This is a genomic window from Providencia sp., from assembly GCF_040396775.1.
Classification (GTDB): Bacteria; Pseudomonadota; Gammaproteobacteria; order Enterobacterales; family Enterobacteriaceae; genus Providencia.
Genome location: NZ_JBEBNT010000026.1, coordinates 1 through 14401 on the forward strand (window position 1 = coordinate 1; position 14401 = coordinate 14401).

Here is a 14401-nt window from a genome sequence, read left to right on the forward strand (position 1 = left end):
AGCTCCGATTGCCGCCTTCTTGCAACTCGAATTATTTAGAGTAATTAAGCGTGTTTTTTGGGGGTAGTGAAGAAAATTCATAAGCTAGGTAGGCTAACTGTCAGTGCGTTGAGTTTTTGTATAGTTGTAATGAATAGAATAGATTAAGTATTAACAATATTGACGGAAAAGGAAGACTTTTGGATAGCCAGCTTGAAGTGACTGCAAAGCACTCTAACATTGTGAGAATTTTACAGGTTACTGATACGCATCTGTTTGCAGATACAGAAAACACCCTGTTAGGTGTAAACACCTATAAAAGCTATCAGGCGGTACTTGATGCTATCGCAGCACAAAATCTCCCAATTGACTTGATCGTTGCAACAGGGGATTTGGTTCAAGACCAATCACCAAAGGCTTATCAACACTTTGCAAAAGGCATTGAACGTATTCCCGCACCTTGTGTTTGGCTTCCTGGAAACCATGATTACCCACCTGCAATGGTCGAAAGCCTGCGCGTGGCTGGTATTTCAAGTGCGAAACAAATTTTAATTGGTGACGAGTGGCAAATCCTCATGCTGGACAGCCAATTGCAAGATGTGCCTCACGGTGAGCTTTCTGAGCAGCAATTAGAATGGATGAAAGTGAGTTTAGACGCGGAACCACAACGCACGACATTAGTGATGCTGCACCATCACCCTCTGCCATCGGGCTGTACGTGGCTTGATCAGCACAGCTTAAGAAATTCACATATCTTAGCGGACTATTTAAAAGGCTACCCAAATGTGAAAGCGATGCTTTGTGGGCATATTCATCAGGAAATGGATGAAAACTGGCATGGGATCCGTTTATTAGCCACACCATCGACTTGCGTTCAATTTAAGCCTCATTGCACTAATTTTGCATTAGATACCGTTGCTCCTGGCTGGCGATATCTAGAGTTAAGCGTGAATGAAAAAGGGCAAAGGCATGTTACGACGACCGTACATCGCTTGGAAACCCGCGAATTTAGCCCTGATTTAGATTCTGACGGTTATTAATTCGCGATGGCTACCTTACTCTATATTCATGGCTTTAATAGCTCGCCGTTATCAGCAAAAGCCAATAGCTTAAAGCAATGGATAGAAGCTAATTACCCACATATCAATATGATAGTACCTCAATTACCGAATTTCCCAGCGCAAGCCGAAATGATGCTAGATGAAATAATTCAGCAACATCGACATGACCATATTGGGTTGGTTGGCTCATCCCTTGGCGGTTATTTTTCAATTTGGTTTTCAGAGCGTTATCACCTTCCCGCAGTGATAGTAAACCCTGCTGTCCGACCGTTTGACTTGCTACAAGACTATTTGGGTGCCAATATTAACCCCTATACCCATGAACAATATGTTCTGGAATCCAAACATATTGGCGAGCTAAAATCACTGCATATCGAACAGCTTTCTGCATCTCATCGAATTTGGCTGTTACAACAAATGGGGGATGAAGTACTTGATTATCGCGAAGCTGTTACCTATCTTTCAAAGTGTAAACAGACTGTGGAACCTGACGGTAATCATGCTTTTACTGGTTTTGACGCTTACTTTTCTCAAATTGTCCATTTCCTTCAATTGGTAGAGAAATAGTGCTAAAACGCATGAACACTGTTATTATCACCAGTAACTCACTGATTGAATAGTTCAATTAATCACCAATTACCGCAGAATGACAATATGACTCAATCTAGTTATAACGCAGAGGCTATTGAAGTCCTCAGTGGTTTGGAGCCTGTTCGCCGCCGTCCGGGGATGTATACCGATACCTCGCGGCCGAACCATTTGGCTCAAGAAGTAATTGATAATAGTGTCGACGAAGCGCTTGCTGGGCACGCGGGGCACATTGAAGTTATTTTATATGCAGATCAATCCATTGAAGTGATTGATGATGGGCGTGGAATGCCTGTCGATATCCACCCAGAAATGAAAGTCTCCGCGGTTGAATTGATTTTAGGTCAGTTACACGCAGGGGGAAAATTCTCCAATAAAAACTACCAATTTTCAGGTGGTTTGCATGGGGTAGGTATCTCCGTCGTCAATGCGTTATCAAAACGTATTGAAGTGACCGTGCGCCGTGATAGCCAGGTTTATCAAATCGCCTTTGAAAATGGCGATAAAGTCGAAGATTTGCATGTGATAGGCACTTGTGGGAAGCGTAACACAGGGACCAGCGTGCATTTTTGGCCTGATGAAAGCTATTTCGATAGCCCGAAGTTTTCAGTTTCCCGTTTAACTCATAACTTAAAAGCCAAAGCCGTTTTATGCCCTGGCGTGAAAATCACGTTTAAGGATCAGCTCAATAATACTGAGCAAAGCTGGTGCTATAGCGACGGGTTAACAGATTACTTGATGGAATCCGTTGATGGCTTAGAAGCCTTGCCAGAAAAACCTTTCACAGGGGAGTTTTCTAGCGAAACGGAAGCGGCACAATGGGCACTGTTATGGTTACCAGAAGGTGGCGAGCTACTTACTGAAAGTTATGTGAACTTGATCCCAACCGCGCAAGGCGGTACTCACGTCAATGGTTTGCGCCAAGGCTTGTTGGATGCGATGCGTGAATTCTGTGAATTCCGTAATATCCTACCACGCGGTGTAAAATTATCGGCAGATGATATCTGGGAGCGCTGTACCTATGTGCTTTCGGTAAAAATGCAAGACCCACAATTTGCTGGGCAAACCAAAGAACGCCTGTCTTCACGCCAATGTGCCGCCTTTGTTTCAGGGGTAGTCAAAGACGCCTTTAGCCTGTGGTTAAACCAAAACGTACAAATCGCGGAACAACTGGCAGAAATGGCGATTTCAAGCGCACAACGCCGGCTGCGTGCGGCGAAAAAAGTGGTGCGTAAGAAGCTAACAAGCGGCCCTGCTTTGCCGGGCAAGCTGGCGGATTGTAGCTCGCAAGACTTAAAAATGACTGAATTGTTCCTCGTTGAAGGGGACTCGGCAGGGGGCTCAGCGAAGCAAGCCCGCGACCGCGAATATCAGGCGATTATGCCACTGCGTGGTAAGATACTGAATACATGGGAAGTTTCTTCTGATGAAGTATTAGCTTCACAAGAAGTCCATGATATTTCTGTGGCGATTGGTATTGACCCTGATAGCGAAGATTTAAGCCAATTACGTTACGGTAAAGTGTGCATCCTTGCGGATGCGGACTCTGATGGTTTGCATATCGCGACACTGCTGTGTGCGTTATTTGTACGGCACTTCCCAACCTTAGTGAAAGCGGGGCATGTGTATATGGCAATGCCGCCGTTGTATCGTATTGATTTAGGTAAAGAAACCTTTTACGCATTAGACGAAAGTGAAAAAAATGCGGTTCTCGACAGGTTAAGCCGTAAACGTGGAAAACCTAACGTTCAGCGCTTTAAAGGGCTGGGGGAAATGAACCCACTTCAATTACGTGAAACCACGTTGGACCCTAATACTCGTCGCCTTGTTCAGTTGATCATCGATGATGAAAACTACCAAGAAACCCTTGCAGTGATGGATATGCTTTTGGCGAAAAAACGCTCAGAAGACCGCCGCAATTGGCTGCAAGAAAAAGGCGATATGGCTGAAATTGATGTCTAACATCCTGCGATAAAAAGAGTAAGGAACGAATTGAATGAGTGAAATTACTCATGATGGCGTGGAGCGTTTACCGCTTCATGCCTTTACTGAAAGCGCCTATCTAAACTATTCGATGTACGTCATCATGGATAGGGCGCTGCCGTTTATTGGTGATGGGCTAAAACCTGTTCAGCGTCGTATCGTGTATGCGATGTCAGAACTGGGCCTCAGCAATAACGCAAAATATAAAAAATCAGCAAGAACTGTCGGTGACGTGTTAGGTAAATATCACCCACATGGTGATAGCGCGTGTTATGAAGCGATGGTGTTAATGGCGCAGCCGTTTTCTTATCGCTATCCATTAGTGGATGGGCAAGGAAACTGGGGGGCACCTGATGATCCGAAATCATTTGCTGCGATGCGTTATACGGAATCACGTTTATCAAAATACGCTGAAGTATTACTTAGCGAGTTAGGCCACGGTACTGTCGACTGGGTTCCAAATTTTGACGGCACGATGAACGAGCCGAAAATGTTGCCTGCTCGTTTACCCAATATTTTGTTAAATGGTACAACGGGGATTGCGGTTGGGATGGCAACGGATATTCCGCCACACAACGCCCGTGAAGTGGCAGAAGCCTTGGTTGCTTTACTGGAAAAACCGTCCCTGAACCTTGATGAGATTATGGGGTATATTCCGGGGCCTGATTTCCCAACAGAAGCTGAAATTATCTCATCCCGTGAAGATATTCGTAAAATTTATCAAAACGGCCGTGGTTCAGTACGCATGCGTGCGGTGTGGGAAAAAGAAGATGGTAATGCCGTCATTACGGCATTACCTCATCAGGTTTCAGGTGCTAAAGTTCTTGAGCAAATCGCGAGCCAAATGCGCGCGAAGAAATTGCCGATGGTGGAAGATTTACGTGATGAATCTGACCATGAAAACCCAACACGTTTAGTGATTGTTCCGCGCAGTAATCGCGTTGACCTCGAACAAGTGATGACTCACTTATTTGCCACAACTGATTTAGAAAGAAGCTACCGCGTTAACCTCAACATGATTGGCTTAGATAACCGCCCTGCGGTGAAAGGCTTGGTTGAGATATTAACGGAGTGGATTACTTATCGTCGCCAAACTGTGCGTAACCGTTTGAATCACCGTTTAGACAAAGTTTTAAGACGTCTGCATATTTTAGACGGTTTATTAATTGCTTACCTGAATATCGATGAAGTTATTGAAATCATCCGTACTGAAGATGAGCCTAAAACGGTGTTGATGTCTCGTTTTAATATTTCGGATACTCAGGCAGAGGCTATTTTAGAGCTGAAATTACGTCATTTAGCCAAATTGGAAGAGATGAAAATCCGTGGTGAACAAGACGAATTAGCCAAAGAACGTGATGAACTACAAGCGATTTTAGGTTCAGAGCGCCGCTTGAATACATTAATCAGAAAAGAAATTCAGGCGGATGCAAAAGCTTATGGTGATGATCGCCGTTCTCCACTCCAAGAGCGTGAAGAAGCGAAAGCGATGAGCGAGCATGAAATTCTCCCCTCAGAGCCAATCACGGTTGTGCTGTCTGATATGGGGTGGGTGCGTAGTGCGAAAGGCCATGATATTGAGCCAACTAATTTGAATTATAAAGCCGGCGATGGCTTTAAAGGTGCAGCCCGTGGTAAATCGAACCAAGCGGCAGTGTTCCTTGATACCACTGGGCGCAGCTACTCGGTTGACCCACTGGAATTGCCATCTGCGCGTAGCCAAGGTGAACCGCTTACTGGCAAATTAACCTTACCACCAGGCGCAACGATTGAGCACGTCTTAATGGCGCCAGAAGAGCAAAAATACTTGATGGCATCAGACGCGGGTTATGGGTTTATTTGTACATTCAATGATTTGGTGACAAAAAATAAATCTGGTAAAGCGCTGATTTCATTGCCTGAAAATGCAAAAGTACTGGCACCAATTGAGCTAAACAATGAGCAAGAAGATTTGTTATTGGCCATTACCAAAGCAGGGCGTATGTTAATCTTCCCTGTGGCCGATTTGCCTCAGCTTTCAAAAGGTAAAGGGAATAAAATTATCAATATTGCAGGTGCGCAAGCTGCAAGCGGCGAAGATGTATTAACATGGTTGATGCTGTTACCTGTTGGTGCTTCAATGACACTGCATTTTGGTAAACGAAAACTGAAATTTAAATCTGAAGATCTACAGAAATACCGCTCGGAGCGTGGTCGTAAAGGGACATCGCTACCGCGTGGAATGCACAATATTGAGCGTATCGATATCGAGCCTGTAGATAACGCATAACAATAAATTTAATGGGTGCCTTATCAAGGTATTGTATTTGGCACCGAAGGTTAAAATTCATCGTGGGGCGCTGATGCCCCGCTAATTTGGGGTTAGTATGTTAGCGCTTATTAGAGCGATTATTGTCATTATCTACACCATCCTCGTTTGTGTGGGCGGTGGTATCTATTGCTTATTCAGCCCGCGTAACCCAAAACATGTGATGACATTCGGCCATATGTTTGGGCGTTTATCAGTGGTTTTTGGTATAAAAGTCATCAATCGTGTGCCTAAAAAAGCCAAAAGCTACGGCCCAAGTATTTATATTGGTAACCACCAAAATAACTACGATATGGTCACGATGTCCAATGGTGTGCTGCCTAGAACGGTGACTGTGGGTAAGAAAAGCTTGGTGTTTATCCCATTCTTTGGTTTCTTGTATTGGATCACTGGCAACATTTTGATTGACCGTGCGAATCGTTCAAAAGCGCATAACACAATTTCTCAAGTGGCCGATCAAATCAAAAAACGTAAAATTTCCGTGTGGATGTTCCCTGAAGGAACGCGTAGTCGTGGCCGTGGTTTATTGCCATTTAAAACGGGTGCTTTCCATGCGGCTATTGCAGCGGGCGTGCCGATTGTGCCAGTGTGTGTATCCAGCACACAGGGCAAAATTGCGTTAAATCGTTGGAATAATGGCCATGTTATCATCGAAATGCTAGATCCTATCGATACTTCAACCTATACCAGAGATCAGGTTAGGGAACTCTCGGAGTATTGCCATTCATTGATGGAAGCGAAAATCAAAGAGCTTGATTTAGAAGTCGAAGAACTGAATAAGCAAACGAAAAAAGCATAATAAATTAAGTCGATACGTCAAAAGGGTAATGAGCAATCATTGCCCTGAGTTTTACCGAGGCCTGCTCCTGCTAATTAACGTTAAGCCAATAATTATTTTCCTACCTTATATTATTTCCTAATTAATAAACCACACAATTTATAATTCTATTAATTAATTTTTTATATATTAGAAAGATATTTTTAGAATTTAATCTTTTTTCGCGATATCATGGCTTGCAAAATTAGCGAAGTAACAAATTGTTGTCTCTAAGTCGTATTATTACTAGCGCCAATCTAAAATTAGCCAACTTATAGGCTAAAAATATCGAATATCTAAAAATAAAATGCGCTGGAATGTTTATTTAGCGGAGAATTTATGTCATTCAATCGATGCCAAACCCTAGTAGCGGTAGGGTTGGCTCTGTGTGCGTTATATGCGCCAATTAATGCGAGTGCAGAAGGCGCGACAGCATTACCTGTGCCCCCATTGTTAGAGTCTCGGTCTGGGCAACCACTCTTCTTAACATTACAAAAAGTCCATTGGTCTTTTGATGGCAAATACTCTGCGGATATATGGGGTATAAATGGTTCTTCACCCGGGCCGACGGTAAAAGTCAAAAATGGCGATGATATTAAGCTGATATACAGTAATCGCTTACCCGAAGCGGTGTCAATGACCGTCAGCGGGCTACAGATACCCGGTACGCAAATTGGTGGTGCGGCAAGGTTGATCTCTCCCAATGCGGATTGGTCTCCCGTGATCCCAATTCGCCAGAATGCGGCGACGCTTTGGTATCACGCAAATACCCAAGGGAAAATGGGAGAGCAAATCCATAATGGGTTACTAGGCATGTGGATTATTGAAGATGATGTCACAAAAAACCTTCGCTTACCTAACCATTATGGTGTAGATGATTTCCCTGTGATCATTCAAGACAAACGCTTGGATAACTTTGGTGTACCTGAGTATAAAGCTGAAGAAAACGGCTTCCTCGGGGATACATTATTAGTCAATGGTGTACAAAACCCCTATGTCGAAGTCTCTCGCGGCTGGGTACGTTTACGGTTATTAAATGCATCGAACTCACGTAATTATGTAATGAAAATCAGCGATGGTCGCCCATTTGCGATGATAGCCTCAGATCAAGGGCTGTTAACAGCACCAGTCAATGTTCAAGAGTTACCACTTGCACCGGGAGAAAGGCGTGAAGTGCTCATTGATATGGCTAAAACGCAGGAGCTGACTATTACTGCGGGTGAATCTGCCACGTTTATGGATAGATTAAAAGGGTTGTTTGAGCCTTCGAACAGTTTGATCTCGACGAATGTGTTGACGATTAAAGCAACCGGTTTGATGTCATTGGTCACCGATGGTTTACCGACACAATTGACGGAAGATAAGACGCAAGTGACTTCCAGTATTACCCAAAGAGATATTCACCTTAATGATGGTTTTGGTATTAATAATGCAGCCATTGATACTAACCGTGTGGATATCACCAGCCGCCAAGGAAATTGGGAGCGTTGGGTTGTCACCACGAATGAACCTCAAGCGTTTCATATTGAGGGTGTGCGTTTTAAAATCATCAACCGTAATGGACAGCCTACGCCACCTGAAGACTATGGTTGGAAAGATACGGTTTGGGTTAGTGGTCGCACTGAATTATTGGTGCAGATGATGCAACCTTCCTATAATCATTTCCCGTTTTTATTCTATAGTCAAAACTTGGAAAAAGCGGATTTAGGTTCAGTGGGGCAGATGGTGGTTGCACCACAAGAAGCGATACAATACTAATCGTTTGTCAGAAAACAAAAAGCAGGCACTTTATTTAGCGCCTGCTTTTTTTATGTATTAAATAAATAAATTAGCTAAGTGCCACACGAATTCCGAAAGCAATTAAAATCACGCCAAGCACTCTATCGACGTATTTTTGCACTTTGGCTAAGCCTTTTCTGACAGGGGCACTTTGGATAAGAAATACTAAAATGGGCCAATAAATAACGGCTAATCCCCAGATAATAAAGGCAAACCACAGTTTTTCTCCAAATGTTGAGTTGATGTCCAACACTTGGGTAAATACGGCAAGAAAGAACAGCGTCGCCTTGGGATTGAGTACATTGCACAGAAATCCCTGCATAAAGGCTTTTTTAAAGGAAACAATTTCGTGTTTAGTGGTATTTAAATCAGCTAAATTGCTCGATTGGGGCAACAAGCTTTTAATTCCTATCCAAACCAAATAAACGGCACCAGCGTATTTTAAAATATTGAATAGCCATGGTGTGGTGGTAATGAGTACAGCAAGACCTGCAACGCAGTAAGACATGTGCAAGGCAATGGCTGCAATCACACCAAAGGCGGTCATGAGTGCAGCAGAACGTTGGTAACGGGCGGCATTTTTGACAATAAGGAAGAAATCGGGTCCCGGTGAGAGCATCCCTAATGCGGCGATCGTCGCCACCATAATACTGGTTTCGTACATGATACAGGTCTCTTTGTTTAGCACTGTTTTGCTATTTTTTGGGGCCTAACCATTATCTACTGAATGTCTGGCTCTTCAGAGAGGAAAACAGGCTCTTTTTTGATTTTTAATGTTATTTTTAGTCTTAATTTTAGCAATTCGAGTATAAGTGATTCAAAGCTGTTTAAGGAAGTTTAAATTTAGTCGACGAAGCAAATCTCTTTACGTATAGTGTGCTCAATTTTTATATTTTGCTTCTAAGGTGAGTAAATGAATATTAGCTTAATCGCAGCAATGGCGATCGATCAGGTTATCGGCATGGAAAAAGCGATGCCTTGGAATTTACCTGGGGATCTCGCGTGGTTCAAACGAAACACGTTAAATAAACCCGTGATTATGGGCCGTGTGACTTATGAATCTATTGGGCGTCCATTACCGCAGCGAGTCAACATTGTACTGAGCAGTCAGCCTGCGGGCGCGGATAATACCGTTATTTGGGTGACTTCTATTGAAGAGGCGCTCGCTGCCGCACAAGCAGTAGAAAACGTAGAAGAAGTGATGGTGATTGGTGGCGGTAAGGTTTACCAACAATTTCTGCCATTAGCCAATAAACTTTATTTGACACATGTTGATGCAGAAGTGATTGGTGATACGCACTTCCCTGCATATGAGCCAGATGAGTGGGATTCTATCTTTACGGAATATCACGAAGCGGATGAAAATAATACTCATGGGTATTGCTTCGAAATTCTGACGAAAAGAGATTGATTTTCAAGCGATGACAAATATAAAAATGGCGCTTAATTGCGCCATTTTACATTTTATTCAATCAGGATTCTTTACGGCTCTTTTGGTAGGACTTTTGGTGGTGATATTGCTTGGTTTCCCAATGGAGTAACGTTAAATCGCCTCCCCAGCAGCAGCCCGTGTCCATTGCATACACGTTATCTGGTGTACACTTTCCTTCCAGTGATGCCCAATGACCAAAAAATACGGAATAGTCTTCAGGTAGCTGGCTAGGTAAATCGAACCATGGCTTTAAAGGTGCAGGGGCTTTTTTGGGATTTTCTTTGCAGATCATATCCAACTGACCATTAGGGAAACAGTAGCGTAAACGTGTCAGTGCATTAGTGCTAAAACGTAAGCGAGCAAGCCCCATCAAGCTATCAGACCAATTGTTTGGCATATCACCATACATTGAGTCAATGAATAAAGGATAGGCATCACTGGAAAGAACGGCTTCCACTTCTCTCGCACACATTTTGGCTGTTTCAATGTCCCACTGCGGCGTGATCCCTGCATGGGTCATCACCATTTTGCGCTCTTCATCGATTTGCAATAGCGGCTGGCGGCGTAACCAGTTAATTAGCTCATCCAAATCAGGTGCATGCAATAATTCATCAAGGTGGTCTTTCGGCTTATTGCGGCTAATTTTGCAGTAGATCCCAAGCAAATGAAGATCATGATTGCCCAAAACTAAGCGGGCAGAATCCCCTAGGCTTTTGACATAACGCAAAACTTGCAGCGACTCTGCACCTCGAGCGACTAAGTCACCAGTTAACCATAGCGTGTCTTGTTGCGGGTCAAAATTGACACTGTCCATCAATTCACGTAATTCACGATAGCAGCCGTGAATATCACCTACTATATATGTCGACATAATTAATTAATCAGTGTTGGAATTGCCAGACGAAAAGCAGGGATATCCACATGGAAATTATCCCCTTGCGTACTAATCATCACGTAATAGCCTTCCATCGTCCCCATTGGTGTTTCAAGAACGGCACCGCTGGTATAACGATATTCGGTTCCCGGCTGAATGATTGGCTGTTCGCCCACAACCCCTTCACCTTGAACTTCGGTTTTATGGCCATCACTGTTCGTAATGAGCCAATAGCGGCTCATTAATTGGATGGGATCGCGCCCTAAATTGCGAATGCAAATGGTATAAGCAAACACATATCTGGCAATATCGGGCTGAGATTGGCTCTCGATGTAGACACTCTGAACTTGGATGCTCACATTCGGCTCGTTAAGCATAGTGCCTCCTTCAATATTCTATTCTGATCGGTTAGAAAGATAGTTTGCCATTTTGCAGTACTGTTCAACAGAAATATTTTCAGCACGAGTACTCAAATCGATGCCTAATTCGGTTAATTCTTCAACGCTAAATAAATCACCAAGGCTGTTACGGATGGTTTTACGGCGTTGATTAAAGGCCTGCGTAGTTATCCGACTTAAGAATTTAATATCTTTAACAGGATATGGATTCTCACTGTGTGGGATCAAGCGGACAATGGCAGAGTCTACTTTCGGTGCTGGAGTAAATGCTGTTGGCGGCACTTCAAGTACAGGCACGACGTTACAATAATATTGCGCCATCACACTCAAGCGGCCAAAGGCTTTGCTGCCGGGGCCTGCAACTAAGCGGTTAACCACCTCTTTTTGCAGCATAAAATTCATGTCAGCAATGGAATTGGTGAATGTGAATAGGTGAAACATTAATGGCGTGGAAATATTGTAAGGTAAGTTACCAAACACACGCAGTGGCTGGCCAGCTTGTTTAGCCAATTCACCAAAATCAACGGTCATCGCATCTTGCTGAATGATCGTTAATTTATCTTTGAGTTGTGGATGGACGTGCAAACGCGCCGCGAGGTCACGGTCAAGTTCGACTACCGTCATTTTTTCAATGCGGCTACCGACAGGCTCCGTAAGTGCGCCTAAACCGGGGCCGATTTCAACGATGGATTGACCCGGCAGAGGGTTCATTGCATCAACGATGCTGTCGATAATAAATTGGTCAGTTAAAAAGTTCTGCCCGAAACGTTTGCGGGCAAAGTGCCCCTGATGGACTCGATTATTCATGTATTCTTAGATGTCATTTGGATAGCTAATGTCAATGCGGTGATAAAACTTCCCGCATCTGCATGACCCGTACCTGCGAGCTCAAGGGCTGTGCCATGGTCGACGGAGGTGCGGATAAACGGTAGGCCGAGGGTAATATTTACCGCTCTACCAAAACCTTGGTATTTTAACACAGGAAGACCTTGATCGTGATACATTGCTAGAACTGCATCAGCGTGGTCTAAGTATTTGGCTTGGAAAAGAGTATCAGCAGGCAGTGGCCCGACTAAATGGATGCCTTGTGCCCGCAAACTTTCCAATGCAGGTTCAATGGTATCAATCTCTTCCGTACCCATGTGGCCACCTTCCCCTGCATGAGGATTCAGCCCACAGACGTAGATAACGGGTTTTTCAATGCCAAACTTAGTTTGCAAGTCATGATGTAAAATGGTGATGACTTCATGAAGGCTTTGCTGCGTGATTGCGGCTGAAACGTCTTTTAACGGAAGGTGTGTTGTTGCAAGGGCCACGCGTAACTCTTCTGTTGCCAGCATCATAACAACGCGTTCACAACCACTGCGATCAGCAAAAAACTCGGTGTGCCCACTAAAAGTAACCCCAGCATCGTTAATAATGCCTTTATGTACTGGCCCTGTCACAATGGCGGAAAACGCACCTGTTAAGCAACCATCACAGGCTCTAGCAAGGGTTTCAACCACATAGTTTCCATTGTCGACATTAAGCTTACCTGCTTTCACTGGGGCGTTTAATTGTACTGGAACAATAGAGAGATGCCCCGCAGCGTGTGTTTTAAGCACCTCACTTGGCACATATTCACTTAACGTGAGTGGCAAGTTTAGTGTTTTAGCGCGCTCAAGTAACAAGCTAGGATCTGCGCAAGCAACAAGCTCAACAGGCCATGCCTGCTGAGCGAGCTGGATAAGCAAATCTGGGCCAATCCCGGCGGGTTCACCGGGGGTAATCACAATAGGCTTAGTTAGATTTTTCATCTTTAGCTTGGTTATCGCGACCATCAACAATTTTCACGTAAGCGGAAGCTCGTTGTTCTTGCATCCAGCTTTGTGCTTCTTCGTTAAATTTACGGTTGAACAGTAAACGGTAAGCTTGGTCTTTTTGTGCGGCGTCAGTTTTATCAACACTGCGTGTATCTTCTAACTGAATTAAGTGCCAGCCAAAACTTGAAGGAACCGGTTGGCTTAATTCACCTTTATTCAGTTTCATCAATGCATCACGGAATGCTGGGTCGTAAATATCAGGCATATTCCAGCCCAGTTCACCACCTTTTAATGCACTACCCGGGTCTTCTGAGTTTTCTTTCGCAGCATCTTCGAATGACACGGCACCAGAGCGGATATCTTGGGCAATTTTATTCAGCTTTTGTCTTGCTTGTGCATCATCCATAATTGGAGATGATTTAATCAAGATATGACGCGCTTTTACTTCAGTCACAGAGATAGGCTGGCTACCCCCGCTGACATCGTTCACGCGTAAAATATGGTAACCGACACCTGAGCGGATTGGGCCTGCGATATCACCTTTTTTCGCATTTTTTAGCTGTTCAGCAAATACGACTGGAAGCTCTTGCAAACGTGACCAACCCATATTGCCGCCTTTGAGCGCTTGAGGGTCCGCAGAGTATGCAATGGCTAACTTACCGAAATCACCGCCTTTTTTCAGGTCAGCTAAAATTTTATCCACTAATGCTTCCGCGGTTTTTAGCTGTTCTGGTGTTGGGTTTTCTGGTAATGGGATCAAGATGTGACTTAAATTGACGCCCATTTCATAGTTAGCTTGTGAACTCATTTGCTCAGCAAGAGCATCAACTTCTTGTGGCAAAATGGTAACGCGACGGCGAACTTCGTTATTACGAACTTCGGCAATAAGCATCTCTTTGCGGATTTCACTGCGGTACTGGTTCATGTTGATGCCATCAGCGGTTAAACGCTGTTGCATTTGTTCCAGTGTTAAACCATTTTGACGTGCAATATCAGTGATAGTTGCAGTCACTGCTTCATCTGGGATATTGATCTGCATTTGGCTTGCCATTTGCAGCATGATGTTATCCATCACCAAACGATCGAGGATTTGATGACGTAGCGTTTGATCATCAGGGATCTGCTGGCGTGCGTTCTGTGCATTCAGTTTAACTGTGTTAATCATATTCTGGATGTCACTTTCCAGCACAACTCCGTTATTGACAACCGCAGCCACTTTATCCATTTGCTGTGGCGCAGCCAACGTAGCAGAGCTTGCGAACATCAGTCCCAGAATAAGCGTTCTCCAATTCTTCATAATGGTCCTATAATATTGACTTTGATTCCGCTAAATGCGGGCTAATACGTTGTTTATTCGTTTTACTCGTCATACTTCAAGTT

General features: G+C 44.0%; 13 protein-coding genes. 7 read left to right on the forward strand and 6 right to left on the reverse strand.

All coding sequences use genetic code 11. From position 1 onward, the window contains the following. Positions 1 to 179 precede the first annotated feature (179 nt). The 6 genes from cpdA to ftsP all read left to right on the forward strand — a co-directional run bounded on the left by cpdA (position 180) and on the right by ftsP (position 8494). Complete coding sequence (gene cpdA, locus ABWP91_RS18490) at positions 180 to 1019, forward strand: 3',5'-cyclic-AMP phosphodiesterase (protein WP_353244479.1); 840 nt, start codon at positions 180 to 182, stop codon at positions 1017 to 1019. A 6-nt stretch (positions 1020 to 1025) separates the two neighbouring features. Further along, entirely contained in the window at positions 1026 to 1607 is a 582-nt protein-coding gene (gene yqiA / locus ABWP91_RS18495) for an esterase YqiA (protein WP_353244480.1), read from the forward strand. An 87-nt stretch (positions 1608 to 1694) separates the two neighbouring features. After that, positions 1695 to 3590, forward strand: coding sequence for a DNA topoisomerase IV subunit B (gene parE, locus ABWP91_RS18500; protein ID WP_353244481.1), 1896 nt, complete (start codon positions 1695 to 1697; stop codon positions 3588 to 3590). Positions 3591 to 3624: 34 nt separating this feature from the next. Further along, entirely contained in the window at positions 3625 to 5880 is a 2256-nt protein-coding gene (parC, locus tag ABWP91_RS18505) for a DNA topoisomerase IV subunit A (RefSeq protein WP_353244482.1), read from the forward strand. Between the two features lie 97 nt (positions 5881 to 5977). Beyond that, positions 5978 to 6718, forward strand: coding sequence for a 1-acylglycerol-3-phosphate O-acyltransferase (locus ABWP91_RS18510; protein WP_353244483.1), 741 nt, complete (start codon positions 5978 to 5980; stop codon positions 6716 to 6718). A gap of 357 nt (positions 6719 to 7075) precedes the next feature. After that, positions 7076 to 8494, forward strand: coding sequence for a cell division protein FtsP (gene ftsP / locus ABWP91_RS18515; protein ID WP_353244484.1), 1419 nt, complete (start codon positions 7076 to 7078; stop codon positions 8492 to 8494). 70 nt (positions 8495 to 8564) lie between these two features. On the opposite strand, the gene ABWP91_RS18520 is transcribed toward ftsP, so the two are convergent. Further along, a complete protein-coding gene (locus ABWP91_RS18520; RefSeq protein ID WP_353244485.1) occupies positions 8565 to 9179 on the reverse strand; it encodes a LysE family translocator in 615 nt (204 codons plus the stop codon). 249 nt (positions 9180 to 9428) lie between these two features. On the opposite strand from ABWP91_RS18520, the gene folA reads away from it, so the two are divergent. After that, complete coding sequence (gene folA, locus ABWP91_RS18525; protein ID WP_353244486.1) at positions 9429 to 9926, forward strand: type 3 dihydrofolate reductase; 498 nt, start codon at positions 9429 to 9431, stop codon at positions 9924 to 9926. Between the two features lie 61 nt (positions 9927 to 9987). On the opposite strand, the gene apaH is transcribed toward folA, so the two are convergent. Genes apaH through surA form a run of 5 tightly spaced genes read right to left on the reverse strand, consistent with a single transcriptional unit; the run spans position 9988 to position 14318 of the window. Beyond that, entirely contained in the window at positions 9988 to 10818 is an 831-nt protein-coding gene (gene apaH, locus ABWP91_RS18530) for a bis(5'-nucleosyl)-tetraphosphatase (symmetrical) ApaH (protein ID WP_353244487.1), read from the reverse strand. 2 nt (positions 10819 to 10820) lie between these two features. Next, positions 10821 to 11198 carry a Co2+/Mg2+ efflux facilitator ApaG/CorD gene (gene apaG / locus ABWP91_RS18535; protein WP_047755704.1) on the reverse strand — a complete coding sequence of 126 codons (378 nt, stop codon included), beginning with the start codon at positions 11196 to 11198 and terminating at the stop codon, positions 10821 to 10823. An 18-nt stretch (positions 11199 to 11216) separates the two neighbouring features. Next, on the reverse strand, positions 11217 to 12026 hold the full coding sequence (gene rsmA, locus ABWP91_RS18540; protein WP_273805172.1) for a 16S rRNA (adenine(1518)-N(6)/adenine(1519)-N(6))-dimethyltransferase RsmA: 810 nt from the start codon (positions 12024 to 12026) through the stop codon (positions 11217 to 11219). Further along, positions 12023 to 13015: a 4-hydroxythreonine-4-phosphate dehydrogenase PdxA gene (pdxA, locus tag ABWP91_RS18545; protein WP_353244488.1), complete on the reverse strand. Its 993-nt coding sequence runs from the start codon at positions 13013 to 13015 to the stop codon at positions 12023 to 12025. Before pdxA ends, rsmA begins: the two co-directional genes overlap by 4 nt. After that, positions 12999 to 14318, reverse strand: coding sequence for a peptidylprolyl isomerase SurA (gene surA, locus ABWP91_RS18550; RefSeq protein WP_353244489.1), 1320 nt, complete (start codon positions 14316 to 14318; stop codon positions 12999 to 13001). Before surA ends, pdxA begins: the two co-directional genes overlap by 17 nt. Positions 14319 to 14401 lie beyond the last annotated feature (83 nt).

Coding starts and splice junctions, on each gene's coding strand:
- yqiA (WP_353244480.1), top strand. CDS start 1,026: ATGGCTACCTTACTCTATATTCATGGCTTTAATAGCTCGCCGTTATCA.
- parE (WP_353244481.1), top strand. CDS start 1,695: ATGACTCAATCTAGTTATAACGCAGAGGCTATTGAAGTCCTCAGTGGT.
- parC (WP_353244482.1), top strand. CDS start 3,625: ATGAGTGAAATTACTCATGATGGCGTGGAGCGTTTACCGCTTCATGCC.
- ABWP91_RS18510 (WP_353244483.1), top strand. CDS start 5,978: ATGTTAGCGCTTATTAGAGCGATTATTGTCATTATCTACACCATCCTC.
- ftsP (WP_353244484.1), top strand. CDS start 7,076: ATGTCATTCAATCGATGCCAAACCCTAGTAGCGGTAGGGTTGGCTCTG.
- ABWP91_RS18520 (WP_353244485.1), bottom strand. CDS start 9,179: ATGTACGAAACCAGTATTATGGTGGCGACGATCGCCGCATTAGGGATG.
- folA (WP_353244486.1), top strand. CDS start 9,429: ATGAATATTAGCTTAATCGCAGCAATGGCGATCGATCAGGTTATCGGC.
- apaH (WP_353244487.1), bottom strand. CDS start 10,818: ATGTCGACATATATAGTAGGTGATATTCACGGCTGCTATCGTGAATTA.
- apaG (WP_047755704.1), bottom strand. CDS start 11,198: ATGCTTAACGAGCCGAATGTGAGCATCCAAGTTCAGAGTGTCTACATC.
- rsmA (WP_273805172.1), bottom strand. CDS start 12,026: ATGAATAATCGAGTCCATCAGGGGCACTTTGCCCGCAAACGTTTCGGG.
- pdxA (WP_353244488.1), bottom strand. CDS start 13,015: ATGAAAAATCTAACTAAGCCTATTGTGATTACCCCCGGTGAACCCGCC.
- surA (WP_353244489.1), bottom strand. CDS start 14,318: ATGAAGAATTGGAGAACGCTTATTCTGGGACTGATGTTCGCAAGCTCT.